Source organism: Streptomyces sp. NPDC005722 (genome assembly GCF_040630935.1).
Taxonomy (GTDB): domain Bacteria; phylum Actinomycetota; class Actinomycetes; order Streptomycetales; family Streptomycetaceae; genus Actinacidiphila.
In genome coordinates this window covers 45,775-69,903 of the sequence record NZ_JBEXYN010000042.1, presented here as the reverse complement: position 1 = coordinate 69,903, position 24,129 = coordinate 45,775, and the positions used below count along the sequence as shown (strand labels likewise).

23 protein-coding genes are annotated in these 24,129 nt (G+C 74.6%); 12 read left to right on the top strand and 11 right to left on the bottom strand.

Annotated elements, in window-relative coordinates:
• Positions 1-288: 288 nt before the first annotated feature.
• The 5 genes from ABZ479_RS33300 to ABZ479_RS33280 form a co-directional block, all read right to left on the bottom strand.
• Positions 289-1,305: an ABC-2 membrane transporter-related protein gene (locus ABZ479_RS33300; protein ID WP_500465029.1), complete on the bottom strand. Its 1,017-nt coding sequence runs from the start codon at positions 1,303-1,305 to the stop codon at positions 289-291.
• Positions 1,302-2,258 (bottom strand): ABC transporter ATP-binding protein, encoded by a 957-nt coding sequence (locus ABZ479_RS33295; protein WP_500465035.1) that lies wholly within the window; start codon positions 2,256-2,258, stop codon positions 1,302-1,304. The genes ABZ479_RS33300 and ABZ479_RS33295 overlap by 4 nt, the downstream gene beginning before the upstream one ends.
• 13 nt (positions 2,259-2,271) lie before the next feature.
• Positions 2,272-2,718, bottom strand: a complete 447-nt coding sequence (locus tag ABZ479_RS33290) for a GntR family transcriptional regulator (protein WP_500465028.1) — start codon at positions 2,716-2,718, stop codon at positions 2,272-2,274.
• Positions 2,719-2,993: 275 nt separating this feature from the next.
• Complete coding sequence (locus ABZ479_RS33285; protein ID WP_500465027.1) at positions 2,994-3,911, bottom strand: DUF4232 domain-containing protein; 918 nt, start codon at positions 3,909-3,911, stop codon at positions 2,994-2,996.
• A gap of 95 nt (positions 3,912-4,006) precedes the next feature.
• The gene (locus ABZ479_RS33280; RefSeq protein WP_499599522.1) at positions 4,007-4,231 is read right to left on the bottom strand and encodes a hypothetical protein; all 225 of its coding nucleotides are present in this window, start codon (positions 4,229-4,231) and stop codon (positions 4,007-4,009) included.
• Between the two features lie 228 nt (positions 4,232-4,459).
• Here ABZ479_RS33280 and ABZ479_RS33275 point away from each other — a divergent pair, with 228 nt between their 5' ends.
• Complete coding sequence (locus tag ABZ479_RS33275; protein ID WP_500465026.1) at positions 4,460-5,512, top strand: alpha/beta fold hydrolase; 1,053 nt, start codon at positions 4,460-4,462, stop codon at positions 5,510-5,512.
• Positions 5,513-5,567: 55 nt separating this feature from the next.
• On the opposite strand, the gene ABZ479_RS33270 is transcribed toward ABZ479_RS33275, so the two are convergent.
• On the bottom strand, positions 5,568-6,014 hold the full coding sequence (locus tag ABZ479_RS33270) for a PepSY domain-containing protein (protein WP_500465025.1): 447 nt from the start codon (positions 6,012-6,014) through the stop codon (positions 5,568-5,570).
• Here ABZ479_RS33270 and ABZ479_RS33265 point away from each other — a divergent pair.
• Positions 5,979-6,302: a sensor histidine kinase gene (locus tag ABZ479_RS33265; RefSeq protein ID WP_500465024.1), complete on the top strand. Its 324-nt coding sequence runs from the start codon at positions 5,979-5,981 to the stop codon at positions 6,300-6,302. The genes ABZ479_RS33270 and ABZ479_RS33265 overlap by 36 nt on opposite strands.
• A 22-nt stretch (positions 6,303-6,324) precedes the next feature.
• Here ABZ479_RS33265 and ABZ479_RS33260 read toward each other — a convergent pair whose 3' ends face one another.
• The 3 genes from ABZ479_RS33260 to ABZ479_RS33250 form a co-directional block, all read right to left on the bottom strand.
• Positions 6,325-6,735, bottom strand: coding sequence for an ester cyclase (locus tag ABZ479_RS33260; protein ID WP_500465023.1), 411 nt, complete (start codon positions 6,733-6,735; stop codon positions 6,325-6,327).
• A 92-nt stretch (positions 6,736-6,827) separates the two neighbouring features.
• Complete coding sequence (locus ABZ479_RS33255; protein ID WP_500465022.1) at positions 6,828-8,504, bottom strand: LCP family protein; 1,677 nt, start codon at positions 8,502-8,504, stop codon at positions 6,828-6,830.
• 302 nt (positions 8,505-8,806) lie between these two features.
• Positions 8,807-9,664, bottom strand: coding sequence for an alpha/beta fold hydrolase (locus tag ABZ479_RS33250; RefSeq protein ID WP_500465021.1), 858 nt, complete (start codon positions 9,662-9,664; stop codon positions 8,807-8,809).
• A 116-nt stretch (positions 9,665-9,780) separates the two neighbouring features.
• Here ABZ479_RS33250 and ABZ479_RS33245 point away from each other — a divergent pair, with 116 nt between their 5' ends.
• The gene (locus ABZ479_RS33245; protein WP_500465020.1) at positions 9,781-10,746 is read left to right on the top strand and encodes a DUF1152 domain-containing protein; all 966 of its coding nucleotides are present in this window, start codon (positions 9,781-9,783) and stop codon (positions 10,744-10,746) included.
• A gap of 60 nt (positions 10,747-10,806) precedes the next feature.
• Here the strand turns inward: ABZ479_RS33245 and ABZ479_RS33240 are convergent, their stop codons facing one another.
• Both ABZ479_RS33240 and ABZ479_RS33235 read right to left on the bottom strand, forming a co-directional pair.
• Entirely contained in the window at positions 10,807-11,739 is a 933-nt protein-coding gene (locus ABZ479_RS33240) for an SDR family NAD(P)-dependent oxidoreductase (protein WP_500465019.1), read from the bottom strand.
• Between the two features lie 97 nt (positions 11,740-11,836).
• Entirely contained in the window at positions 11,837-13,045 is a 1,209-nt protein-coding gene (locus ABZ479_RS33235; RefSeq protein ID WP_500465034.1) for a L,D-transpeptidase, read from the bottom strand.
• A gap of 227 nt (positions 13,046-13,272) precedes the next feature.
• On the opposite strand from ABZ479_RS33235, the gene ABZ479_RS33230 reads away from it, so the two are divergent.
• The 9 genes from ABZ479_RS33230 (at position 13,273) to ABZ479_RS33190 (ending at position 24,118) form a co-directional block, all read left to right on the top strand.
• The gene (locus ABZ479_RS33230) at positions 13,273-14,475 is read left to right on the top strand and encodes a lipid II:glycine glycyltransferase FemX (RefSeq protein ID WP_500465018.1); all 1,203 of its coding nucleotides are present in this window, start codon (positions 13,273-13,275) and stop codon (positions 14,473-14,475) included.
• A 116-nt stretch (positions 14,476-14,591) separates the two neighbouring features.
• On the top strand, positions 14,592-16,178 hold the full coding sequence (murJ, locus tag ABZ479_RS33225; protein WP_500465033.1) for a murein biosynthesis integral membrane protein MurJ: 1,587 nt from the start codon (positions 14,592-14,594) through the stop codon (positions 16,176-16,178).
• 17 nt (positions 16,179-16,195) lie between these two features.
• Positions 16,196-16,876, top strand: a complete 681-nt coding sequence (locus ABZ479_RS33220) for a response regulator (RefSeq protein WP_499599501.1) — start codon at positions 16,196-16,198, stop codon at positions 16,874-16,876.
• 7 nt (positions 16,877-16,883) lie between these two features.
• Positions 16,884-18,353 (top strand): ATP-binding protein, encoded by a 1,470-nt coding sequence (locus ABZ479_RS33215; protein ID WP_500465017.1) that lies wholly within the window; start codon positions 16,884-16,886, stop codon positions 18,351-18,353.
• The gene (locus ABZ479_RS33210) at positions 18,350-18,877 is read left to right on the top strand and encodes a hypothetical protein (protein WP_500465015.1); all 528 of its coding nucleotides are present in this window, start codon (positions 18,350-18,352) and stop codon (positions 18,875-18,877) included. Before ABZ479_RS33215 ends, ABZ479_RS33210 begins: the two co-directional genes overlap by 4 nt.
• A gap of 111 nt (positions 18,878-18,988) precedes the next feature.
• On the top strand, positions 18,989-21,415 hold the full coding sequence (locus ABZ479_RS33205) for a SpoIIE family protein phosphatase (RefSeq protein ID WP_500465014.1): 2,427 nt from the start codon (positions 18,989-18,991) through the stop codon (positions 21,413-21,415).
• A gap of 84 nt (positions 21,416-21,499) precedes the next feature.
• Positions 21,500-22,348 carry a class II glutamine amidotransferase gene (locus ABZ479_RS33200; protein WP_500465032.1) on the top strand — a complete coding sequence of 283 codons (849 nt, stop codon included), beginning with the start codon at positions 21,500-21,502 and terminating at the stop codon, positions 22,346-22,348.
• Between the two features lie 46 nt (positions 22,349-22,394).
• Complete coding sequence (locus ABZ479_RS33195; RefSeq protein WP_500465013.1) at positions 22,395-23,024, top strand: RNA polymerase sigma factor; 630 nt, start codon at positions 22,395-22,397, stop codon at positions 23,022-23,024.
• The gene (locus tag ABZ479_RS33190) at positions 23,021-24,118 is read left to right on the top strand and encodes a CU044_5270 family protein (protein WP_500465012.1); all 1,098 of its coding nucleotides are present in this window, start codon (positions 23,021-23,023) and stop codon (positions 24,116-24,118) included. Before ABZ479_RS33195 ends, ABZ479_RS33190 begins: the two co-directional genes overlap by 4 nt.
• Positions 24,119-24,129 lie beyond the last annotated feature (11 nt).

The following is a 24,129-nucleotide window of genomic DNA, read 5'->3' as shown; positions in this document are numbered from 1 at the left end:
CTTGCCCTAGGGCGTCCATCGTCACCTTCCGTGTCGACCGGATCGATCGGCACCCTCTATGACGAGCACGGCGACCCGCCGCTATGCCGGGTGGACGAAGAACGAACAGTCGAGGTTGGCGCGGTCTCACGGACGGGTGCCACGACACACCAGGCGGTGGTCGCAGGTGGCCTGGGATCGTCAGTCGGTGTCCGCACCGGGCGTTCCGCCGCTGACGCCGACGGCACGGCCCCGGGCGGCGCTCGGTGCGCCGCCCGGGGCCGTGCCGTGGCACCCCGTTCGCCCGCGTCAGACGACGCGCTTGCGGCCCCAGAGGAAGATGAAGGCCGTGACGGCGGCGGTCAGGGCGAAGAGGATCGAGGCGCCGAACCACTGCATGCCGCTCATCTGGGAGAAGGGGATGTAGTCCACCGCCCAGCCCACGATGCCCTTCTGCTGCTGGCAGGCCGCGACGGCCTTCTCCGATCCGGCGCGCACGCAGGTGCTCCAGCCGAGGGTCTCCCCGGACGACGTGAGGAACGACTGGTCGACCTGGAAGGCGGCGTCGGGGAGGCGCGGGCCGTCGCCGTTGACACCGGAGTTGCTGGTGGCCCTCAGCACGTTGCCGAGGTCGAGCCGGAAGTGGGCCCAGACCACCTGGACGGCGGCCGCGAAGAAGAAGGTCACGACCATGGAGATCAGGGTGCGGCGCAGGACCATGCCGATCGCGACGCCGCCCAGCACGGTGAACAGCGCGAGCGCGACGGGCACGGGCCCGGTGTTGTCGAACGCCTGGCCGGACGTCCAGTCCATGACGGTGTTCTGCTTGCTCACCGGCGCCCACCACCGGCCGAAGGCGAACGAGAGGGCGACGGTGCAGACCACGACCACCAGGGCGCTGATGCCGAGTTTGGCGGCGAGCCAGCGGGCGGGCCCGGGGGCCTGGGAGGTGACGAGTTTGGCGGTGCCGCTCTCCAGGTCGCCGGCGAGCAGGGGGGCGCCGAGGAAGACCCCGAGGAGGACGGGGACGAAGCCGAGGCCGAAGGCGGCCTTCAGGAGCGCCGCGCTCCGCGGGTTGATGTCCTCCATCCACTTGTCGGAGGGGGAGTGGGGCCAGCCCCTGGCGGTGAGGTGGTCCAGCAGGCCCGCGCGCTGGTAGAGCATCCACGCCACGGCCAGGGCCGTCGCGATCAGGAGGGTCCAGAAGGCGGCGCGGTGCTGGCGCCAGATGAGCCAGGTCATGCCGCTGAGCCGGGGACGGCGGGTGCCGCCGGCGGCGACGGGGGGCACGGGCGGTGCGGGCGGGTTCGCGGTGAGGTTGCTCATGCCGCCGCCCCCCGGCCGCTCGCGCCGTACGGGCGGCCCGGTATCTGGGCCACCGGACTGATCAGTGGTGGCGCTTCGGGCGAGCGCAGGTAGGCGAGCAGGAGTTCCTCCAACTGCGGGGTGTGGGACTGCCACTGGCCGCTCACCGGACCGTCCGGGCGGATGAGGGCGGTGACCTGCCGGCCGCTGGTGCGGTACTCCACGACGGTGTGCCGGGCGAGTTCCGCGGGCAGCCCCGCGCCCTCGCGCTCGGCCACGCCCTGCAGCAGTACGTGGGCGCTGCGGATCTCGTCCACGTCACCGGCCATGCGCAGCCCGCCGGTGGAGATGACCAGCAGGAAGTCGCAGACGCTCTCCAGCTCGCTGAGCATGTGGGAGGACATCAGCACCGTCGTGCCGTGCTCGGCGGCCTCGGCCATCAGCGTGCTCATCAGCTCGTGGCGCACCAGCGGGTCGAGGTCGGACATCGGCTCGTCGAGCAGCAGCAGGTCGGGCCGCTTGCCGAAGGCGAGGGCGAAGGCGACCCGGGTGCGCTGGCCGCCGGAGAGGGTGCCGACCTTCGCCTCCATCGGCACGTTGCCCGCGCGGACGATCTGCTCGGCGGCCCGCTGGTCCCAGCCGGGGTTGAGCTCGCGGCCCAGGCGCAGCGTCTCGGCCACCGTGAAGCGGCGGAACAGCGGCTTCTCCTGGGCGAGGAAGGCCGTGCGGCGTCCCGCCTCCGCCGACTGGGGCGCCGCGCCGAACACCGTCAGGGTGCCCTCCGTCGGCTCCAGCAGGTTGGCGGTCATCGACATCAGCGTCGTCTTGCCCGCGCCGTTGGGGCCCACCAGCCCGCAGATCCGGCCGGCCGGCAGGCGGAAGGAGCAGTCCCGCAGGGCCCAGCCCCGCCGGTACTTGCGGCCGACCCCGTGGGCCTCGATCGCCGACTCCTCGACCGGGCCTCCCCTGTCCATGGCATCCGTGGTGTCACGCACTGGTCATCCTCTTCTCCCGGCCTTCGGGTGTTCCGTCGGCCGCCGTGGTTCCGGCGTACCGCTCCTCCAGGACGGCCGCGACCAGCGCCGCCACGTCCTCCCGGTCCAGGCCCGCGGCCTGGGCCCGGCTCATCCACGCCTCCAGGTCCCCGCGCAGCGGGGAGTCGGCGCCCGCCTGGGGGCGGGCCAGCGAGCGTCGGATGAAGGTGCCGAGGCCGGGCCTGGGCTCGACCAGCCCCTCGCGTTCCAGTTCGCGGTAGGCCTTGAGCGTGGTGTTCGGATTGACGGCGCTGGTCTCGGCGACCTCCTTGGCGGTGGGCAGCCGGTCCCCCGGCATCAGGACGCCCAGCCGGAGGGCCTGTTTGGTCTGCTGCACGATCTGCTGGTAGGCGGCGATCCCGCTGCGCCTGTCGATGCGGAACTCCACGAGCTTCAACACCCTTTAGCTACTCGATTAGTGGAATGATGATGGGAGGGGGACCCGAGCCGTGTCAAACGAAGCGGCCGCCCCGGCGTCCGACGGGACACAACCGTGACATTCGTGATGCGGGGAACCACGCGGCCCGGGACAGCACGAAGGCCCCGGGCGGACAGCCCGGGGCCTTCGTACGGACGGGAAGGGACGTCAGCGGTTCACGGGGCCGCGACCGCGCTCCCCCGGTCGACGCGGACCTGCGCGGACGGAGCGCGGTGCCCGGGCCGGGTGGGCCGGTGTCACGGGCGGGTCGGCGTCGTCTCGTCGGGCTTCCACGCGCTGACGCCCAGCTTGCCCGTCGTGCCGAGGTCGAACTCCGGGGTCAGCGTCACCGGAGCGGCGCCGGGTGTCGCCCGGACCCGGGCGTAGGGCGCGTTGACGGGTGTGCCGTCGGTGACCGTGTTGCGCCACATAAGGGCGGCGGTCGCGCTCCGGCCCGGCGCGAGGGTGACCGGGCGGGGCGCGTCGTCGAAACCGGGCAGGAGGGCGACGCCCCCGCTGCCCCGGGAGACCTCGACGCCCCTGACGGGCCGGCGCTCCTCGTCGAGGAGCCGGACCAGCGGATAGCCCTCGACGCGCCGCACGCGCGACGAGCAGTTCTCCAGGCGAAGGCCCACCACGCGCAGCCCCATGGCGGCGTCGCCGTCGTCGGCGGTCAGGCGCAGCCCGGAGGACGGGCAGGCGCCTCCCGTGGCGGGGACCTCGTCCGCCGGGACGCTCCTGACCTTGACGACGCGCACCCGTTCCGCGGTGTAGCGCGGCGTGGGGGGCGCGTCCAGGTCGGCCTCGCCCCGCACGGTCCGGCCGGGCGGCACCGCGGGCACGGTGTGCGGCACGTTCCCCAGGGCCTCTCCCGCGCCGGTGGTGAGCCCGAAGGTGACGGTGTACGTGAGCGGTTCGCCGGAGTGGTTGGTGACGCGGAACGCGACGTGGAACGAGGCGGGGCCCGGGCAGTGGGCGGGCGGCGCGCTCACGGCGGTGATCTCGACGTCCCCGCCGCCCCCGGTCCCGGTGGCACCGCCCGCGCCCGCCGGGGGAACCGGGGAGGCCCGGACGGCGCAGGTGTCCCGGTCGTCCGCGTGCGGGACACCGCAGGCCGTGACCAGGAGCAGCGGACCGGCGAGGACGGCCGGGAGGAGGAGGGCGTTGGTGCGCATCCGGCGACCCCATCAGGGCCCTCCCGTTCCCGGCCGTGGCGGAGGCCACAATTCCGGTCACATGACCGTCACAAAGCGCGGTACCCGGGCCGGGGTCAGCGGGAGGCGGCGCTGTCGATCCAGGCGACGACGGCGCTGACCGTGGCGTCGTCGAGCTGCCGGGCGATGGTGTGCACGGCGTCGCTGTCCCCGGGCAGCGGAGGCACCCCGGCCGCGATGAGCGCGGCGTGGACCTCCACCCAGCGCGCGTCGACGGCGGCCAGGTGGGCCCCCAGCGGGACGCCACCCAGTGACTGCTGCGGAGTATCGAGAAGGCTCATGGTGTTTCCTCTCGGATCTCGGACGGTGTCGACCGGACTCGCCGTGCAGGACAGCCCCGCTCCGCCCGCCGGTTGCGCCGCGCCCGCGACTTCACCCGTCCGGCCCTCACCGGGCCCCCCGGGGCCAGTGCCATGGGGATGACATTCGCCGGTGGGGCGACGCGGACCGGGCCGGACGGGGCATGGCCTATCGCAGTGCCCGCGCCCGCATCCCACGGAAGGCCTCGGATGATCGACAGGCGGACCTTCGGCACGATCGTCGGCACCGGGGCGTTCGCGGCCGCACTGGCCGGGCTCGCCACGGGCTGCGCGACGACCGGGCCCGACGAGAACAAGCCGGCGCCGCCCATGGCCCCCGGCAAGGAACGGCCCCGCGACACCCCGGCGTTCGGCCCGCTGAAGCAGGTGGAGGCCGGGGTGCTGGACGTCGGCTACGCCGAGGCCGGACCGGCCGACGGCCCGGCGGTGATCCTGCTCCACGGCTGGCCGTACGACATCCACAGCTACGTCGCCGTCGCACCGCTGCTGGCGGCGAAGGGCTACCGGGTGGTCGTGCCCTACCTGCGCGGCCACGGGACGACGCGCTTCCTGTCGCGTGCCACCCCGCGCGACCCCCAGCAGGCGGCGTTCGCGCTGGACATCGTCGCGCTCATGGACGCCCTGGGGATCAGGAAGGCGGTCCTCGCCGGCTTCGACTGGGGGTCGCGGACCGCTGACATCATCGCGGCGCTGTGGCCGGAGCGGGTCAAGGGACTGGTCTCGGTGACCGGCTACCTGATCACCAACCGCGAGGCGAACAAGCAGCCCCTGCCGCCGAAGACGGAGTGGGCGTGGTGGTACCAGTACTACTTCGCCACGGAACGGGGCCGTAAGGGGCTGGAGCGCTACCGGGACGACCTGGCCCGGCTGGTGTGGAAGTTCAACTCCCCGACCTGGGGATTCGACGACGCCACCTTCGAGCGCACCGCGACGGCCTTCGACAACCCGGACTACGTGCCGATCGTCATCGGCAACTACCGCTGGCGGCTGGGCCTGACGGAGGGCGACCCGGCCCACGACGACATCGAGGCACGGCTCGCCCGCGGGCCGGTCATCACCGTGCCCACGATCACCCTCGACGGGGCGGTCGACCCGTTCACCCCGCCTGGCGACGGCTCGGCCTACCGCGCCAAGTTCACCGGGAAGTACGCGCACCGCACGCTGCAGGGCATCGGGCACAACGTGCCGCAGGAGGCGCCCGCGGCGTTCGCGCAGGCCGTGATGGACGTCGGGCGGCTCTGAACTCCGCAGGCGGCGCCTGTGGCCGGGCGTGGGGGCCCGGCCACACGGGGGGATGTCAGTGGTCGTCGCCGCCGCGGCCCCGGCCCCGGGCGCGGTCGCCGCCGTGGTCGTCGTACCCGGGCCGCGTGGTCGCGGGTGCGGGGGAGGCGGTGCGGGAGGCGTCCCCGGTACGCGTGCGGCCGCGGGGGCGGTCGTCCTCCGTGACGCGGCCCGTCACCGCGTCCACGTGCAGTTCGTGGACGGCCCCGTCCGCCCCGGTGACGTACACCTCCCAGGAGCCGCGGTGCCGGTCGTCCGGCTCGATCTTCGTGACGGTGCCCGGCGTGTGCGCGACCGCGGCGGCCGCCGCCCGGCTCGCCGTGACGCCCGGGGAGCCTTCGCCGGCGCGGGCGCCGGGGTCGTCGGCGCGGCCGACGGCGCCGGTCAGTTGCTCGACGTCGCCGGCTCGCGCGGCCAGTTGGCCCGGGTGCTCGGCAACCTGGTCGACAACGCCCAGCGCCACGCGCGCACCGCGGTGACCGTGGCAGTGACCGCGCACCCGCGGAACGGGCAGGTCGTCCTCACGGTCGGCGACGACGGCGCCGGCGTGCCCCCCGCCGAACGGGAGCGGATCTTCGAGCGCTTCGTCCGGCTCGACGACGCCCGCAGCCGCGACGAGGGCGGCGCGGGACTCGGCCTGGCCATCGCCCGCGACGTCGCCCACCGCCACGACGGCACCCTCACCGTCGGCACGGCCCCGGCGGGCGGGGCGCTCTTCGCACTCCGCCTGCCGGCGGCCGCCGGGGACTGAACACCGGCCCGGCGCCGGGCGGTCAGGGGTTGAGGCCGAGCTGGTGCAGCATCCCGAGCTGGTCGCTGCTCCCCCAGCGCTCGACCATCTTCCCGTCCTCGAACCGGCTGATCTGCATGCCCCGGTAGCTGACGGTGCGCCCCGTCGGGGCGTGGCCCATCAGCTCGCCGAGGTGGGTACCGGTGATGGTGTACGCGAAGGCGACCTCGTCGTCGGTGGCCATGACGTGCTCGACCTCGACGTGCAGATCGGGGAAGGCCCGCCGCATCGCGCCGAACATCTCCTCGTACCCCTCGGGACCGGGGCCCTGACCGGGGCCGGGGTCGTGGTCCACCGAGCCGGACGCGACGTACGCGTCGAGTTCGCCGAGCCGGCCGTCGTTCACCGCCGTTCCGAAGCCCTCGAGGACGGAGAGGTTGTCGCTGCGGGACATGGGGCGCTCCTTGCCGTCGCATCCCGGGCGCGCGGGGCGCCCCTTCCTCCCCTCCACCGTAGGCGCGGCCCGGCCCGGCGGCCCGCCGGGGCTCAGCCGACGCACTGCTCCTTGTCGGCGCGGGACTGCGGGATGTCGTCCGGGAGCCGGTCCGGGTCGGCGAGCGCGGTCCCGGGGCCCCGGAAGTCGCCGCCGAGGGTGAGGGTCATGTCCGCGCCGGATGCGGCGTCCGCCGTGCCGGGGCGGAGGGCGGCGGCGGGCAGGCCCATCATCGCGGCCAGGGCCCGGGCCTGGTCGGCCTGGTCGGGCGCGTACTCCAGGGTCGTACGGTCCTGGCTGCCCCCGGGGGCGTTGCCGCCGTTGGTGGAGTGGGTGACGCCCTCGGTGTTCTGCAGCCACTCCTGCGTCGTCCGCGCCGCGCCCTGCGGACCGCCGCCGTTGTAGACGGTCACCCGGACCTGCGACGGGTCCGCCTTGGCCCCGCGGAGCTTGGAGTCGGCCGCGGCGGGCTTCTTCTTCGCCTTGGTCAGCGAGACGTCGCTCTTGATCGCCTTGAAGAGGGCGGGCGCCCTCGAGTCGTCCACGACGACCGTCGCGTGCTTCGTGCCCTCGGCCGGGTTGTCCTTGACCGGGAGCGTCGTGAAGGTGATGTGCTCGGCATCGACGCGGCTCAGGTCCTTGGCGAGGTCGGTGAGCTTGGCGACGCCGCCGATGCCGGTGTCCACGGTGAGCGACTTGGTGGCCGCGTTCGCCAGTTTGAAGAGCTTCCGGGGGTCGCTGAGGGTGTCACCGGACTTCATCTGGCGGATCATCGAGCCCAGGAACTGCTTCTGCAGGTCGATCCGGTCCAGGTCGCTGCCGTTCTTCAGCGAGTGGCGGGTCCTGACGAAGGCCAGGGCCTGCTCGCCCTGGACCTTGTTCGGTCCCGCGGGCAGGTCCAGGTGGGAGCCCTCGCCCTCGGGGGTGGTGTCCTTGATGGGGTGGGTGAGGCAGACCGGCACCCCGCCGACCGCCGTGGACAGGGTCTTCACGGCCTCGAAGTTGACCAGGACGAAGTGGTCGACGGGTATGCCCGTGATCTTCGTGACGGTCCGCATGGTGCAGCCCGGGTCGCGTCCCGCCTGGCCCAGGCTCTCGTTGAAGCGCGGGCTGAACCTGGCCTGGGGGGTGCCGGGGATCGTCTTGGTGGAGCCGTCCTTCTGCTTGGTCGGGCAGTCCGGGATGCCGGTGACCATGTCGCGCGGGATGCTCATGGCGGTCGCGTTGGACCGGTCCTTCGCCACGTGGAAGAGGATCGTGGTGTCGGCGTGGCCGACGCTGCCCGCGTCCCCGTACTTGCCGCCGAGGCCTTGGCGGCTGTCGGTGCCGATGACCAGGATGTTCACGGCGTCCTTGCTGGTCACCTCCTTGCTGCCCGCCGTGCCGACGTCGACGGTCGCGATGTTGCCGTCGAGGTGCCGGTACAGGAGGTAGGCGCCGGCGCTGCCCGCGAGCAGCACGAAGCCGAGCGTGCCCGCGGTCCACATCAGCACCCTGCGCCGGGTGGACCGCTTCGCCTTGCGGGACGGTGCCGGGGCTTCGGTGCGGCGGCGGCCGCCCGGAGCCGGGTCGGGCCGCCGCTCCTCGCGGTGCGTCCGGCGCCCGCCCTGCCGGGGCACCGTGGGGGCCGGCGGGGCGTCGGAGTCCAGCCGCAGCCGGTAGGTGCCGCTCTCCGGGTCGAGGACCCACTGGTCCGCGGGGTCGATGTCGCTGCCGTCGTGCCTGTCCACGGTCGTACGGTCCTCCGTCCACGCCCGGGCCCCGCCCCCCGCGGGGCGCCCGGTCGTCACGTTTCTGCCTCTGGGTCCACCCCGTGGCCGGCACGGGGGATCTTCGGACGTCCAGACACCCGAGGAGGGCACATGGTTGCCCCGACGCGGTCGAATTCCGCGCGGGAGAGGGCGGAAACGGGCGTTTCCGGTACGACCGAAGCGCCGTGCGGTCATCGCGCCCCCACGCGGGAGGACTCCCCGGCCGGGAGGCGCCGCCCGCGCCGTGCCGTCCACAGCCTGTGGACGGCACGGCCGCGCGCTCAGCCCCGCCGGGCCCGTCCGGCGAGCCACTCCAGCGCGTCCACGGCGGAGCCGAGGACCGAGACGTGCCCCTCGCCGGGCCGCAGCCACAGCTCCGCGTCCGGGCACCGCCGGGCCAGCCACACCCCGTGGGCCGCGGGCACCATGCGGTCGGCCTCGCCGTGCAGGACCAGGACGGGCGCGGCGGCCGCCGCCGGGTCGAAGCCCCACGGCGCCACATAGGCGAGGTCGTCGTCGACCATCGCGCCCGGGTCGCCCTCGAGCGCCTTGCCCGCCACGCCGCCCAGCCACGCCCACGGGCCCGCCAGCGCCGCGTGGTCGGCGGGGGTGAAGAGCTCGGGGTCGAAGTCGCCCGAGGCCAGGGCCTCTTCGAGCACCGCACGCCCCCGGACCGCCGCGGCCAGTTCCGCCGCGCCCGCGGGCCCCATACCGGCGAACCAGTCGAGCCCCTCCGCCCCGTACGGCGCCAGGCCGGACCCGCAGACCACCGCCAGGACACGGTCCGGGAGCAGGGCCGCACAGGCCAGCGCGTGCGGGCCGCCGCCGGAGTGGCCCATGACGGCGAAGCGGCCGATGCCCAGCGCGTCGGCCACGGCCGCCGCGTCGCCGGCGGCGGAGGCGACGTCCCGGCCCGGGCGCGGCGTCGAACCGCCGTAGCCGGGACGGTCGTAGCCCACCCAGCGGATGCCGCGCTCGGCGGCGGCCGCGAACAGCGGCTCGGGGGGCGTACCGATGTTGGGCGTGCCGTGGTGCCACAGGACGGCCAGCTCCGCGCCCTCCTCCCGGCCGGCCGGCCCGGTGTCGTACACGTGCAGCGTCCGCCCGTCGGCGAGTGCGATATCCGTCTCCGTCACCATCCGGCCGAGTCTAGGCGCGGGCTCCGACAACACCCCATGGGAAGGGGCGCGCCAACGAGCGGCGCGGGCACGGAAATCCACTGCCGCGGGCCGCCGCCCGCTGTTACCGTCCCCCGGTGTTCTCCCTCCTCGAACCCGCCCTGTTCACCCGCCTGCGCGACGCGCGGCGGGTCCTCGTCGCCGGGGCCGGCGGCGGCTTCGACGTCTACGCCGGGCTGCCGATCGCGCTGGCGCTGCGCGAGGCGGGCAAGGAGGTGCACCTCGCCAACCTCTCCTTCGCCGACCTGTACGGCCTGGACCTCGATGTGTGGCTGGACCACGACGTCGCCGCCGTGCGACCCTCGACGGCCGCCCGCGGCGACTACTTCCCGGAGCGCACCCTCGCCCGCTGGCTGGAGTCGCAGGGCCTGCCCTCGACCGTGTACGCGCTGTCCCGCGCCGGCGTCGCGCCCCTGAGGGACGCCTACCGGGCGCTGATCGGCCACCTCGGCGGGGTCGACGCGATCGTGCTGGTGGACGGCGGCACCGACATCCTCATGCGCGGCGACGAGAGCGGACTCGGCACCCCGGAGGAGGACATGGCCAGCCTCGCCGCGGTCAGCGGGCTCACCGGCGTCCCGCAGCGGCTGGTGGTCTGCCTCGGCTTCGGCGTCGACGCGTACCACGGGGTCAACCACTCCCTGGTGCTGGAGAACCTGGCCGCCCTGGAGCGGGACGGGGCGTACCTCGGGGCGTTCTCGCTGCCGCGCGACAGCCGCGAGGGCCGGCTCTACCTTGACGCGGTCGCGCACGCCCAGGAGGCGACCCCGGACCACCCGAGCATCGTGCACGGCTCGGTCGCGGCCGCGGTCCGCGGGGACTTCGGGAACGTGCGCTTCACGGAACGCACCAAGCACAGCGAACTGTTCGTGAACCCGCTGATGGCGCTCTACTTCTGCGTGGACGCGGTGGGCCTGGCCGCCCGCAACCTCTACCTCGACCGGCTGGAACGGACCCAGCTCACCCGGCAGATCAGCTCGATCGTCGAGGAGTTCCGCGACGAACTGCCGCGCCAGCGGCCGCCGCGGACCTTCCCGCACTGACCGCCGCCACCGCCACCCCGGCCCCGCCGGGACCTCCCGCCCCGCAGCCCCCGGTGGCCGTCAGCCGCGCACACCCGTCGCGAGGGCGTCCAGCGACACCTGCCACAGCAGTGCCGCCGCGTCCGGGTCGAGGGCGTGGTCGGCGACGCCGCCGGAGCTCCCGGGGATGTGGCGGTGGGCCTCGGCGCAGTCCTCGAAGTAGCGTCCCGCGACGCACTCCAGCCCGGGCGCGGTGGCCACGTACACGACCGTGGCGGCGCCCTGTTCCGGGGTCTTGAAGGTGTGGCCGCCGGACGCGGCGGCGGCGTCCGGGGCCTCGCGGGTGAGGTGCCGGGAGAGGTCGGTGCCCAGGACCGCCCCGGGGTGGACGGCGTTGACGGTCACGCCGTCGGCGGCCCAGCGCCGGCTCGCCTCCACCGCGAACAGGACGTTGGCGGTCTTGGACTGGGCGTACGCCAGGCCCGCGTCGTACGGCCGGTCGCGGAAGTGGACGTCGTCGAAGTGCACCGGGCTGCGCAGGTGGGCGACCGAGCTGAGGGAGACCACCCGGGCGCGGCCCGCGGCGGCGAGGGCCGCGTGCAGGCGGGTGGCGAGCGCGAAGTGCCCGAGGTGGTTGGTCGCGAACTGCAGCTCCCAGCCCTCGGGCGTGCGCGTCTCGGGCGTCATCATCACCCCGGCGTTGTTGACGAGGACGTCCAGGGGGCCGTCCCAGGCGGCGGTGAAGGCCGCCACGGAGCGCTGGTCCGCGAGGTCGAGCGGGGCGACCCGGACCCGCCCGCCGCCGGCCGCGAGTCCGGCGGCGGCCCGTTCGCCGGCCGCGGTGTCCCGTACCGCGAGGGTGACCTCGGCGCCGGCCCCGGCCAGGGCACGGGCGGTCTCCAGGCCGATGCCGGAGGCCGCGCCGGTGACGACGGCACGGCGGCCGGTGAGGTCGATGCCGCCGACGACCTCGGCGGCGGTGGACTGTGCGGTGAAGTCGCCGGAGCCGCTCATGGCGCTGCCTTCCTCTCGGCGGTGCGGCGGCACCGCCCCTGCCGGCGGTGGTGCCGCCCCTTCCAGACAACCACCACCGGACGGGGGCGGCGCGGGGTCAGCGCAGCGCGCTCTTCTCCCGCCACCCGTCCCAGTCCACGTTCCAGTCGCCGAAGCCGTTGTTCGTCGCGACCGTGCCCTTGGCCTCGGACCCCGTGATCTCGAAGGGATCGCCGACACGGACCCGGGAGTACAGCCAGTCCGCGTCGGCGTCGCTCATCCCCACGCAACCGTGGCTGCGGTTGGCCCGGCCGAAGAACGCGGCGTTCCAGGGCGCGGCGTGCGCGTACATCCCGGACCAGGTCAGCCGGATCGAGTCGTGGACGGTCTCGTCGTAGGCGTCGCCGAGGCCGACGGTCTCGGACCTCATCCGGACGGTGCCCTCCTTGGCCAGCACCACCGCCGTGCCGCGCCACGAGCCGGTGTCCGGGCCGGGGGTGCCGCCGGAGACCGGGAGGGTGCGCACCGTCCGGCCGTCGCGCTGCAGGGTGAGCCGCTTGCGGTCGAGGTCGACCTTGACGACCTGCCGGGCGCCGACCGTGAAGGAGGCCCGGTAGTCGCGGACGAACCAGCCGCCCCGGCCGGAGTCGGTGCCGTCCAGGTGGGCGTCCAGGGTGACCTCGGTGCCCGGCCGCCAGTACTCCCTGGGCCGCCAGTCGACCCGGTCCCGGCCGGAGTAGTCGGTCAGCCAGCCCCAGGAGCCCTCGGTGCCGTTCGAGGTCTTCACCTCGAGCTGCCGCTCCACGGCGGCCTTGTCGGTCACGGGGTTGTCGAAGACCAGGGATATCGGCTGGGCGACGCCGACCGTGGTGGCGTCGCCGGGCCGCCAGTCCACCTTGTTGACCTTGCCGGCGGCGGCCGTGCTGAAGCTGGACTCGCTCGTGCCGGTCGTACCGCCGGAGGTGCGGGTGCCGGCCCGCACGGTGTACGAGGCGCCGGGCACGACGTTGCGCTCCGAGGTCCAGGTGCGGCGGTCCGCGGACAGGGTGCCGGTCAGCCCCTTGCCGTGCGGCCCGGCGACGGTGACCGTCGTGAGGGTGCCGCCCCGGGCGGTGACCCGTACCGGCTCGCCGGCCTGGACCCGCCCGCCGTGCGGGGTGACGGTGACGGTCGCGGGCCGCTCCTTGCGCTGTTCCGCGTCGCCGGCCGCGTGCGTCGCCGCCGGGGCGCCGCCCGAGCAGCCGGTGAGCACGGCGGACAGCGCGGCCGACAGCGCGGCGGCCGTCACAACGGCGGTGCGCGGGCGGGGCCGGCCTATGGGGCCCACACGTTTCCTGGACAACGGAGACCTCCGTGAAGGACGGGGAGAGCGGCCGGAACCGGCCGGACCCCGGGGACTCTAGGCCGCCGGAAGCCCAGGTGGAGGGCTTGGGAGCCGTATGACGGCAGCTGGGACGGAACAGTCATGGTCCGGTCACATTGGCCGCTCGGGGCGGTCATGAAGGGCTGTGAGCCTTCCTGTGTACCCAACCGACCACACTCCAGGGAGGCGCAGTGTCGGCACTGCTCGTGACGGCGGGCCCGGGCCCCCGGCAGGCCCGGCTCGGGCCGGTCAGCGCGGAGACGTACCGCGCGTTCCTGGCGTCCCGGACCGGCTCGGCGCTCGGTCCCGGTTTCCTCCAGTGCCCGTCGTGGGCGCAGGTGAAGCCGGGGTGGCGGGCCCGGCTGGTCGGCTGGGGACCCGCGGACGGCGCGGGGCCCGGTGAGTTGCGCGGGGTCGCCCTGGTGCTGCTGCGGCAGTTCCCCGGTACGCGGAAGTCCTTCGCCTACCTGCCCGAAGGGCCGGTCGCCGACTGGGCCGACCCGGACATCGACGCCTGGCTGTCGCCGCTCCTGCGCCACCTGCGCACACTCGGCGCCTTCGCCGTGCGCATCGGCCCCTCGCCCGCCCACCGCCGCTGGGACGCCGCGGTCCTGAAGTCCGCGACCGGGCTCGGGCGGCGCCTGTCCGACGTGCTGACCTGCGAGGTCGACCCGCTCGGCACGGTCGTGGCCGAGCGCCTGCGGGCCCGCGGCTGGCGGCGCTGCGGCGGGGACGGCGACGGGCCGGACGGCGGCGGGGACGCGGACGCCCAGCCCCGCCACGTCTTCCGGGTCCCGCTGGCCGGCCGCAGCGCCGACGACCTGTGGGCGGGACTCAACCAGGAGTGGCGCCGCAACATACGGCGGGCACAGAGGTCGGGCGTCGAGGTGGACGTGGGCGGGGCCGCCGACCTCCCCGAGTTCTTCCGGCTGTTGCGCGTCACCGAGGAGCGCGACGGCTTCCGGCTGGGACGCTCGCTGGAGTACTACCAGCGCCAGTACGCGGCCCTCAACGCCGAGCAGCCGGGCCGGATGAAGCTCTACCTCGCCCGCCACGAGGGCGAGGTGCTCGCGGCCCACACCATGATCACCGTGGGCCGGAGGGTCTGGTACCAGACGGGGGCCTCGGCGGACCACCGCCGTGACGTCCGTCCCTCCAACGCCCTGCAGTGGCGGATGCTCACGGACGCCCGCGAACAGGGCGCACTGGAGTACGACATGCGCGGGGTACCCTCCACACTCGACCCGGAGGACCGGGCGTTCGGGCTCACCCGCTGGAAGCTCGGCACGGGCGGGCGGGTCGTCGAGACCCTGGGGGAATGGGAGACGGCCTTGGACGGCACCGCCAACCACACGCTCTACCGGGCGTTCCAGGCCTACATGGCGCGCCGGTGAGCGCCCCCTCGGCGGCCCGACCGGCCGACGCGACGCCGGACTCCACGGCCGACGCCACGGCCGATGCGACGGCGGACAGGACGGCCGGCGCCTCGGTGCTGCGCAGCGGCGCCCTCATGGCGGCGGGTTCCGTCGTCTCCCGCGCGACCGGCTTCGTACGGTCCGCGACCGTCGCCGCGGCGCTCGGCGTCGGCCTGGCCGCCGACGGCTACTCGGTCGGCAACTCGGTGCCCACGATCGTCTACATGCTGCTGCTGGGCGGCGCCCTCAACGCGGTGTTCGTGCCCGAACTGGTCAGGGCCGCCAAGGAACACGCGGACGGCGGCGCCGCCTACACCGACCGGCTGCTGACCGTGTGCACCGCCGCGCTGCTGCTGATGACGACGGCGGCCGTGCTCGCCGCGCCCGCGATCGTGGCCGCGTACACCGGCTACACCGGGGCGCAGGCGGCGACGACGGTGGCCTTCGCGCGCTCCTGCCTGCCGCAGATCCTCTTCCTCGGGCTGTTCACGCTGCTCGGCCAGGTGCTCAACGCGCGCGGCCGGTTCGGCGCGATGATGTGGACGCCGGTCCTCAACAACCTGGTCGTCATCGCCGTCTTCGGCCTCTACCTGGTGACGGCCGGCACCGGCGGCGGGCTGACCCCGGGCGAGACCGCGCTGCTGGGCTGGGGCACCACGGCCGGCATCGCGGTGCAGGCGCTGGCGCTGGTGCCGTCGCTGCGGGCGGCGCGCTTCCGCTGGCGGCCGCGGTTCGACTGGCGGGGCAGCGGACTGGCCCGGCCGCTGCGCTCCGCCGGGTGGCTGGTGCTGCTCGTCCTCACCAACCAGGTCGCCTACTGGGTGGTGACCCGGCTCGCCACCTCCGCCGGGCAGCGCGCCGCGGCGCTGGGCATCGACGGCGGCGCCGGCTTCACCGCGTACAACAACGCCTACCTGCTGTGGGCCGTGCCGCACGGCATCGTGACGGTCTCGCTGGTCACGGCCCTGCTGCCGCGGATGAGCGCGGCGGCGGCCGACGGCGACCCCGCGCGGGTGCGCCGCGACGTCTCGTACGCGCTGCGCAGCAACTCCGCGCTGGTGGTGCCCGCCGCGTGCGCGCTGCTGGCGCTCGCCGGGCCGGCGATGGCGTTGGTCTTCGAGCACGGCAGGACGGACGCCGCCGACGTCGCGGTCATGGCGAGCGCGCTGGTGGCCTTCGCCCCGGGCCTCGTCGCCTTCTCAGGGCAGTACGTGCTGTCGCGCACCTTCTACGCGCTCGGCGACACCCGCACCCCGTTCCTGCTGAACCTGGTGATCTCCGGGCTCAACGCGGGCCTGTCCGTCGCCGCCTACCTGCTGCTGCCCGCGCGCTGGGCGGTCACGGGCATGGCCGCGGGGTACTCGGTGGCGCTCTTCGCGGGCTGGGCGGTCACCGCGCACGTGCTGGACCGCAGGCTGGCGGCGCCGGACGGCGGCCGCGGGCCGTGGCGTTCGCCGACCGCGGGGGCGCTGGCCCGTCTGCTGCTCGTCGCGGTGCCCGCCGCCGCGCTGGGCCGGGTCGCGGCCGACCTCGCCGCGCCGCTCGGACCGCTCGCCGCCGCGACGGCCGGGGCCGCCGCCGTCGTGCTGGTCTTCGTGGCCGCGGCCCGCCCGCTGCGGCTGACCGAGGTCGAGGCGGCCCGGCGGGCACTGCTCGGCAAACTGCGGCGCGGTGCACGATGACTTGCGATACTCCGCTCATGCCACGCGTCCTGCTGATCGAAGACGACCCTTCCGTGCGCGAAGGTGTCGAACTGGGCCTGCGCCGCCGCGGTCACGAGGTACGGACGGCCGCCACCGGCGAGGCCGGGCTCACCGCCGTCGCCGAGTTCCGGCCCGATCTGCTGCTGCTGGACCTGATGCTGCCCGGGATGAACGGCGTCCAGGTCTGCCGGCAGGTGCGCGAGACGAGCCAACTGCCGATCATCATGCTCACCGCCCGCGGCGACGACTTCGACGTCGTCGTCGGGCTGGAGGCCGGTGCCGACGACTACATCGTCAAACCCGCCCGCACCGAGGTGATCGAGGCCCGTATCCGGGCCGTGCTGCGGCGCATCGAGGAACCCGCGGGCCGCTCGGCCGTCGAGCAGCACGGCGACCTCGCCGTCGACCGCGCCGGGCTCGGCGTCGCCAAGTCCGGGCGGCGGCTGGCACTCGCGCCCTCCGAGCTGAAGCTGCTGCTGTTCCTGTCCGCGGCGCCCGAACAGGTCTTCAGCCGCCAGCAGTTGCTGGAGCACGTGTGGGAGCACAGCTACCACGCGGACGCCCGGCTGGTCGACGCCTGCGTCCGGCGGCTGCGCAACAAGATCGAGGACGTCCCCGGCAGCCCCCGCTACATACAGACGCTGCGCGGCTTCGGCTACCGCTTCGGGCCGCTGTGAGCCACCGGTGATCCTCCGCAGGGCCCGGATCGGGCTACGCACCCGGCTGGTGCTGGCGTTCCTGCTCGTCGCGGCGGTCAGCGCGGGCACCACCGCGACCCTCACCTACCGCGAGGCGCGCAACGCCGTCCTCGAACAGGCCCAGGACACCGCCGTCGCCTCCTTCCGCGAGCAGGTGGCCACCGTCGGCACCACGCTCCCGATGGACACCACCGCCCTCCAGGAGGTGCTGCGCGACATCGCCCGCAAGGGCAAGCCGCGCACCTGGGTGGTGTTCGCCGAGTACGGCTCGATCCGGGTCTCCTCCGGCACCAGTCCCGTCTCCACGGTCATCACGCCCGAACTGCGCCGCGCCGCGGCGGAACGTCCCCGGGGCGTCTTCCAGCGGGTCGAGAAGGACGGCGCCCCCTGGCTGACCGTGGGCGTGCCGACCGTCTTCAAGACCGGGCTGTCCGCCCGCCCCACCGGCCTCGTGCTCTACGCCGTGATGCCGCTGGCCACGGAGGACGACGGCGTCCGGGCACTGCTCGCCGCCGCCCGCGACGGAGCCCTGCCCGCGCTGGCCGTCGCCCTGGTCCCCGCCCTGCTCGCCGCCGGCAGCGTGCTCCGCCCGGTCCGTGAACTGCGCACGGCGGCGCAGCGCATGGGCCGCGGCGAACTCGACACCCGCATCCAGGTGAAGGGCAGCGACGAACTCGCCGACCTCGCGCACACCTTCAACGAATCCGCACTGGAACTGGAGAGGTCGGTGGACGAGTTGCGCCGCGCCGAGGCCCGGGCCCGCCGCTTCGCCTCCGACGTCTCGCACGAACTGCGCACCCCGCTGGCCGGGATGCTCGCGGTCACCGAGGTCCTCGACGAGGACGCCGGGCGGCTCGCCCCGGACACCGCGGCCGCCGTCCGCCTCATCAGCGCCGAGACCGGCAAGCTGGCCGTCCTGGTCGAGGACCTGATCGAGATCTCCCGCTTCGACGCGCGGGCCGCCGAGCTCAACGCCGACGAGGTCGACGTCGCCGAGACCATCCGCAAGACCCTGGCGACCCGGCACTGGACCGACCCCGATCAGGTCGCCACCGAACTGCCCCCGGGCATCCGGGCCCGCCTCGACCCGCGGCGCTTCGACGTCGTGGTCGCCAACCTCGTCGGGAACGCGCTGCGCCACGGCGCCGCCCCCGTCCACGTGCGGCTGCGCGCCGAACCGTCCGGCGACGGGCCGGAGCGGTTCGCCGTCGAGGTCGCCGACAGCGGCCCCGGCATCGCACCGGACGTCCTGCCGCACATCTTCGACCGCTTCTACAAGGCCGACGCGGCCCGCACCCGCTCCGCGGGCAGCGGCCTGGGCCTGGCCATCACCCTGGAGAACGTCCGCCTGCACGGCGGCACCGTCCGCGCCGGCAACGGCCCGCACGGCGGTGCCGTCCTCACCGTGCGGATGCCGCTGGCCGCTCCGGGCCCGGCAAGGGAGACGGCGCCGTGAGGCACCGCCGCCTCCCGGCCGCCCTGTGCGTGGCGGCGGCGGCCCTGCTGGCCGGCTGCGGGGTCCAGGGGTCCGGGGTCGTCGAGGCGGGCGGGCCCGCCACCGTCGACGTCTTCCCCGGGCCGCCGGACCGGCTGACGCTCTTCTTCCTCTCCCCCGAGGGCCGGCTCACCCCCGTCCTCCGCGGGACGGGCGACGTCGCACCGGGCACACCGGTGGCGACCGCGAAGGTCGTCACCGTGCTGCTGGACGGGCCGGAGCCCCAGGAGAGCGCGGCGGGACTCGGCACCGGGCTGCCCGCCACCACCGGTCCGGTGGACGTCACCTCCTCCGGGGACACCGTCCGGGTCTCGCTGCCGTTCCCCGTGCAGGAGCTGCCCGAGAACGCCAGGCGCCAGGTGGTCTGCACCGCCGCCTACGCCGACGGCCACGAGGACGACCGCGTGGTCGTCCTGGCCGGCACCGACGGCGCCCTCCCGGCCGGGAACTGCGGCGGCGCCCTGCCCGGCCCGGCCTCGCGCTGACCGCGGGCGGCCCGACCTGCGGCCACGGGCCAGGAGCGGTAGAAGTGGAGGAGGGCCCAGGCAGCCGCGTCCTGGAGGGGGCCGGAAGAGGACGGGCGACAACGGCGACGGATGGCGATGCGAGATTCCAGCCTCGACGACGACTTCGACGGCGGCCTCCCTCCCCGGCCCGATCCGACCGTTCCGGCCACGGCCGTCATCGACGCCCACGGTGTCGTCACGGGCTGGAGCAGCGAGGCCGAGCGACTGCTCGGCTACGGGCACGACGAGGTCGTGGGGCAGCCCGCCAGCCGGCTGCTCGGCTCGGACGCCGCCCGCTCCACCGAGTGGTTCCTGGCGATGCCCTTCGGCTGGGGCGGCAGGTCGGTGCTGCGCCGACGGGACGGGCGCCACCTGGACGTGTCCGTGCGCGTCTACCCGTCGCTGGACGGCTACGGCCGGCCGCAGCGGCTCGTCGTGGTCTCCCCGGTGGACCGGCGGCAGTGGGGAGCGGTGGACAGCGTGGTCGAGGAGGCCTTCGACCAGTCCATCCTGCCCATGGCGATCTTCGACAACGAGCTGCGGACCCTGCGCACCAGCAGGGGCATGCAACGCGAGGCCGGACGCACCGAGGAACAGATGCGCGGCCGGCTCCCCTCGGAGTACCTCGCCGGCAGCGCCGGCGAGGCCGTCGAGGAGGGCGTCCGGCACGTCCTGGCCAGCGGCGAGTCCCACGACCTGCACCTGCGCATCCGGTCACGGGGGGCGCCCGCACCGCGCACCTGGACGATCACGCTCTCCCCGCTCACCGACCCGCAGCGCAGCACCCCCCGCGTCCAGCTCACCGCCGTCGACACCACCGAGCAGTACCTGGCACGGGAGCGGCTCGCCCTGCTCAACGAGGTCAGCACCCGGATCGGCAGCACGCTGGACGTGACCCGCACCGCACAGGAGATGGCCGACGTCGTGGTGGGCAACCTCGCCGACTTCGCCACCGTCGACCTGCTCGACCCGCTGTTCCGCGGGGTGGAGCCCAAGCCCGGCGAACCAGGGGTCGCCCTCCGCCGCGCCGCCCAGCAGTCCGTCCTGCCCGGCCTGCCCGAGTCGGTGACCGCGACCGGGGAGCTGGACCGGTACCCGGACGACTCCCCGCCCACCCGCTCCCTCCTCACCGGCCGCGCCTCGCTGCACGGCACCGTCGACCAGGCGATCGACGGCTGGGCGGCGGGTGACGCCGGACGGGCCGCCATGCTGCGCCTGCACGGCATCCACTCGGTGATGGTCATCCCGCTGCGGGCCCGCGGCATCACCCTCGGCGTCGCCGTGCTCGCCCGGCACCGCAGACCCGACCCCTTCGACGAGGACGACCTGCTGGTCGCCGAGGAGATCGGCAGCCGGGCCGCGGTCGCCGTCGACAACGCCCGCCGCTACACCCGCGAACGCGCCACCGCCCTGGCCCTCCAGCGCAGCCTGCTGCCGCAGCGGCTCGGCCGGCAGGACGCGGTGGAGGTGGCCTCGCGCTACCTGCCGGCGGGCAGCGGCGCGGGCGTGGGCGGCGACTGGTTCGACGTGATCCCGCTGTCCGGGGCGCGGGTCGCGCTCGTCGCCGGCGACGTCGTCGGCCACGGGCTGCGCGCCTCCGCCACCATGGGACGGCTGCGGACGGCCGTGCGCACCCTCGCCGACGTCGACCTGCCGCCCGACGAGCTGCTCGTCCACCTCGACGACCTGGTCGTGCACCTCGCCGGGGAGGAGGTCGAAGAGGACGACGGCGAGAACGTCGTCACCGACCTCGTCGCCACCTGCCTCTACCTGGTCTACGACCCGGTCTCCCGGCTGTGCACCGCCGCCAGCGCGGGCCATCCCCCACCGGTGCTGACGGCGCCGGACGGCAGCGCGCAGTTCCTCGACCTGCCGCCCGGACCGCCGCTCGGGCTGGGCGGGCTGCCCTTCGAGACCATCGAGTGCGCGCTCGAACCGGACAGCCTCCTGGTGCTCTACACCAACGGCCTCATCGCCACCGACGACCGGGACGTCGACACCGGCATGGCGGGCCTGCGCCGGGCGCTCACCCGGCCCGACCACGCCCTGGAGTCCGTCTGCGAGCGCCTGGTGGGCCTCGTCCCCGACCCCCCGGACGACGACGTCGCCCTGGTCGTCGCCCGCACCAAGGTGCTGGACGCGTCCCAGGTCGTCACCTGGGAGGTGCCCGCCGAGCCCGCGGCGGTGGCCGGTGTCCGCGCCGAGGTGGCCCGCCGGCTGGCGGAATGGGGGCTGGAGGACCTCACGTACACCGCCGAGCTGGTGGTCAGCGAACTCGTCACGAACGCCATCCGCTACGGAACCCCGCCCATAGGGCTGCGCGTCATCCACAACTGCACCCTCATCGTCGAGGTCTCCGACGGCAGCGGCACCGCACCCCACCTGCGCCGGGCCCGGGTCTTCGACGAGGGCGGCCGCGGACTGCTGCTGGTGGCGCAGGTCACCGAGCGCTGGGGGACGCGTCACACCCAGGAGGGCAAGACGATCTGGGCGGAGGTCGCCCTGGCCGTGCCCTGAGGACGGACGCCGCCCGGGCCCGGCGGCGACCGGCGCCCGGACCCGGCGGACGGGGGACAGCGGAAGAGGAAGGGAATGGTGCACATGTGCCGGTGGCTCGCCTACTCGGGCACGCCCATGCTGCTCGACAACATCCTCTACAAACCCCGGCACTCCCTGATCGACCAGAGCCTGCACTCCCGGATGGGGGTCGAGACCACCAACGGGGACGGCTTCGGCATCGGCTGGTACGCCGCCGACATGGACACCCCGGCGATCATCCGCGACATAGGGCCCGCTTGGAACAACCGCAACCTGCGGGAGATCTCCCGCCACGTCACCTCGCCGCTGTTCTTCGCCCACGTACGGGCCTCGACGGGCACCGCGATCCAGCAGACCAACTGCCACCCCTTCCGGCACGGCCGCTGGCTGTGGATGCACAACGGCGCGATCACCGACTTCCACCGGCTGCGCCGTGACCTCTCGCTCGCCGTCGACCCCGCCCTGTTCTCGTCCATGGAGGGCTCGACGGACTCCGAGGTGATGTTCTTCCTCGCGCTCACCTTCGGCCTCGACCAGGACGTGCCGGCGGCCGTGGCACGGATGGCCGGGCTGGTGGAGCGGACCGGCCACGAGCACGGCGTCGAGTTCCCCGTCCAGATGACGGTGGCGGTCACCGACGGGGAGAGCCTGTGGGCCTTCCGCTACTCCAGCGAGCACCTCTCGCGGTCGCTGTTCTACAGCAGCAAGGTCGACTCGCTGCGCGAACTCCACCCGGACCTGTGGTTCCTCCAGGGCGTGTCGGCAGAGACCCGGCTCGTGGTGTCCGAACCCCTGGGCGACCTGCCGGACGCCTGGCACGAGGTCCCTGAGAGCACCTTCGGGGTGGTGCGCCCCGGCCAGGACGAGCTGCTGCCCTTCGTGCCCGCGGCCCCCGACGGGATCGCCGCGTGACGCGGGTCACGGGAACCCGCGGGGCACCGGCGGACAGCCGACAGGAGTGACCACTCATGTACGGACCCGGGTACGGGACGGGGACCCCACCGCCTTCGCGGAACTGTTCGACGCGTACGCCCGCACCGTCTACAACCACGCCTTCCGGCTGACCGCCGACTGGTCGGTGGCCGAGGACGTCATGTCGGCCACCTTCCTGGAGGCGTGGCGGCTGCGGGACCGCGTCGACCCCGAAGGGGGCTCGCTGCGGCCGTGGCTGCTGGGCGTCGCCACCAACATCGCGCGCAACCACTGCCGCAGCAACCGCCGTTACCGGGCCGCGGTCGCCGCCGGCGCCCAGGCCGGGGCCGCCGCGCTCGAAGTGCCGGACCACGCAGACCTCGTGGCCGGCCGGGTGGACGACCGGCGCCGTCTCGCCGCCGTGCTCACCGCCCTCGCCCGGCTGCGCCGCGCCGAACGCGAGGTGCTGACGCTGTGCCTGTGGGAGGGCCTGGAGTACGCCGAGGCCGCCGAGGCCCTCGGCGTCCCGGTCGGCACCGTGCGGTCCCGGCTGTCCCGGGCCCGTACGCGACTGCGCAAGCTCACCGACGCGGAGAGGGAACCCGTCGTCCGCCGCCGACAGACAGAAGGGGACCGCACGAACGCGGTCCGGCCCGCACAGGAAGGAATCCGATGAACGCCCATCCCTCGGAATGGGAGGAGACCGCCCGTCTCCTGCCGCGCGTGGAGCGGGATCTGCCGGCGGACCGTCACCAGTTGCACAAGGAGCGTCTGATGACCCGGATCCACGAGGACCTCGCCACGGGCCCCGCGCCCTCGACCACCGCTGCCGCCCGCCCGGCCGGGCGCCGCAACCCGCTGCTGCGCCGCATGGTCCTCGTCCCGCTGACCGCGGGCGTGCTGGCCGGGGCGCTGGCGACGGGGCTGTTCGTGTTCGGCGGCGCGGAGGGCACCGGCGCGGGCGGCGGCTCCGGCACCACCGCCGCGGCCCCCGCCCTGACCACCCGCCTCGGCACCGCGGACCCGGGGGGCGCCGCCCGCCTGCTGGACACCGTCTCGCTGGCCGCCGCCGAGTCGCCCGCCGCGCCGGTGGGCGACGGCCAGTACGTCTACATCGAGTCGCAGTCGGCCGGCACCAACGTGCGGCACGTGTACGGCAAGACCAGCCTGGCCGGCTCCCCGCTGCACCGCCGCCAGGTCTGGGAGTCCCGCGACGGCCGGGACGGCTGGCTCATCGAGCCCGGCAACACCGGCCCCGAGGGCATGACCCTGGCCGGCACCGACGAGCAGGGCAAGGTGACCGAGCCGTACCTGAACGCGCCGAGCTACGACTACCTGACCACCCTGCCCACCGACCCCGACGTCCTCCTGGCCAAGATCTACAAGGAGACCGCGGGCATGGGCAACGGCCCCGACCAGGAGGCCTTCACCACCATCGGCGACCTGCTGGGCGAGAGCTACCCGCCGGCCGAGCTGACCACCGCCCTCTACCGGGCCGCCGCCAAGATCCCCGGCGTGGTGGCCGTGGACGACGCCGTGGACGCCGCCGGCCGGCACGGGGTCGCGGTCGCCCGCCTGGACGAGACCAGCGGACAGCGCACCGAGTGGATCTTCGACCGGAAGACCCACGTCTTCCTCGGCGAGCGCAGCGTCCAGGCCGAGCGGGACCCCGATGGCGTCATGCCGCGCGGCACGGTCGTCTTCACCACCGCGGTGATGACCCGGTCCGTCGTCGACGCGGTGAAGCAGCTGCCCGGCGCCACGGGCTGAGCCCGGGTCGG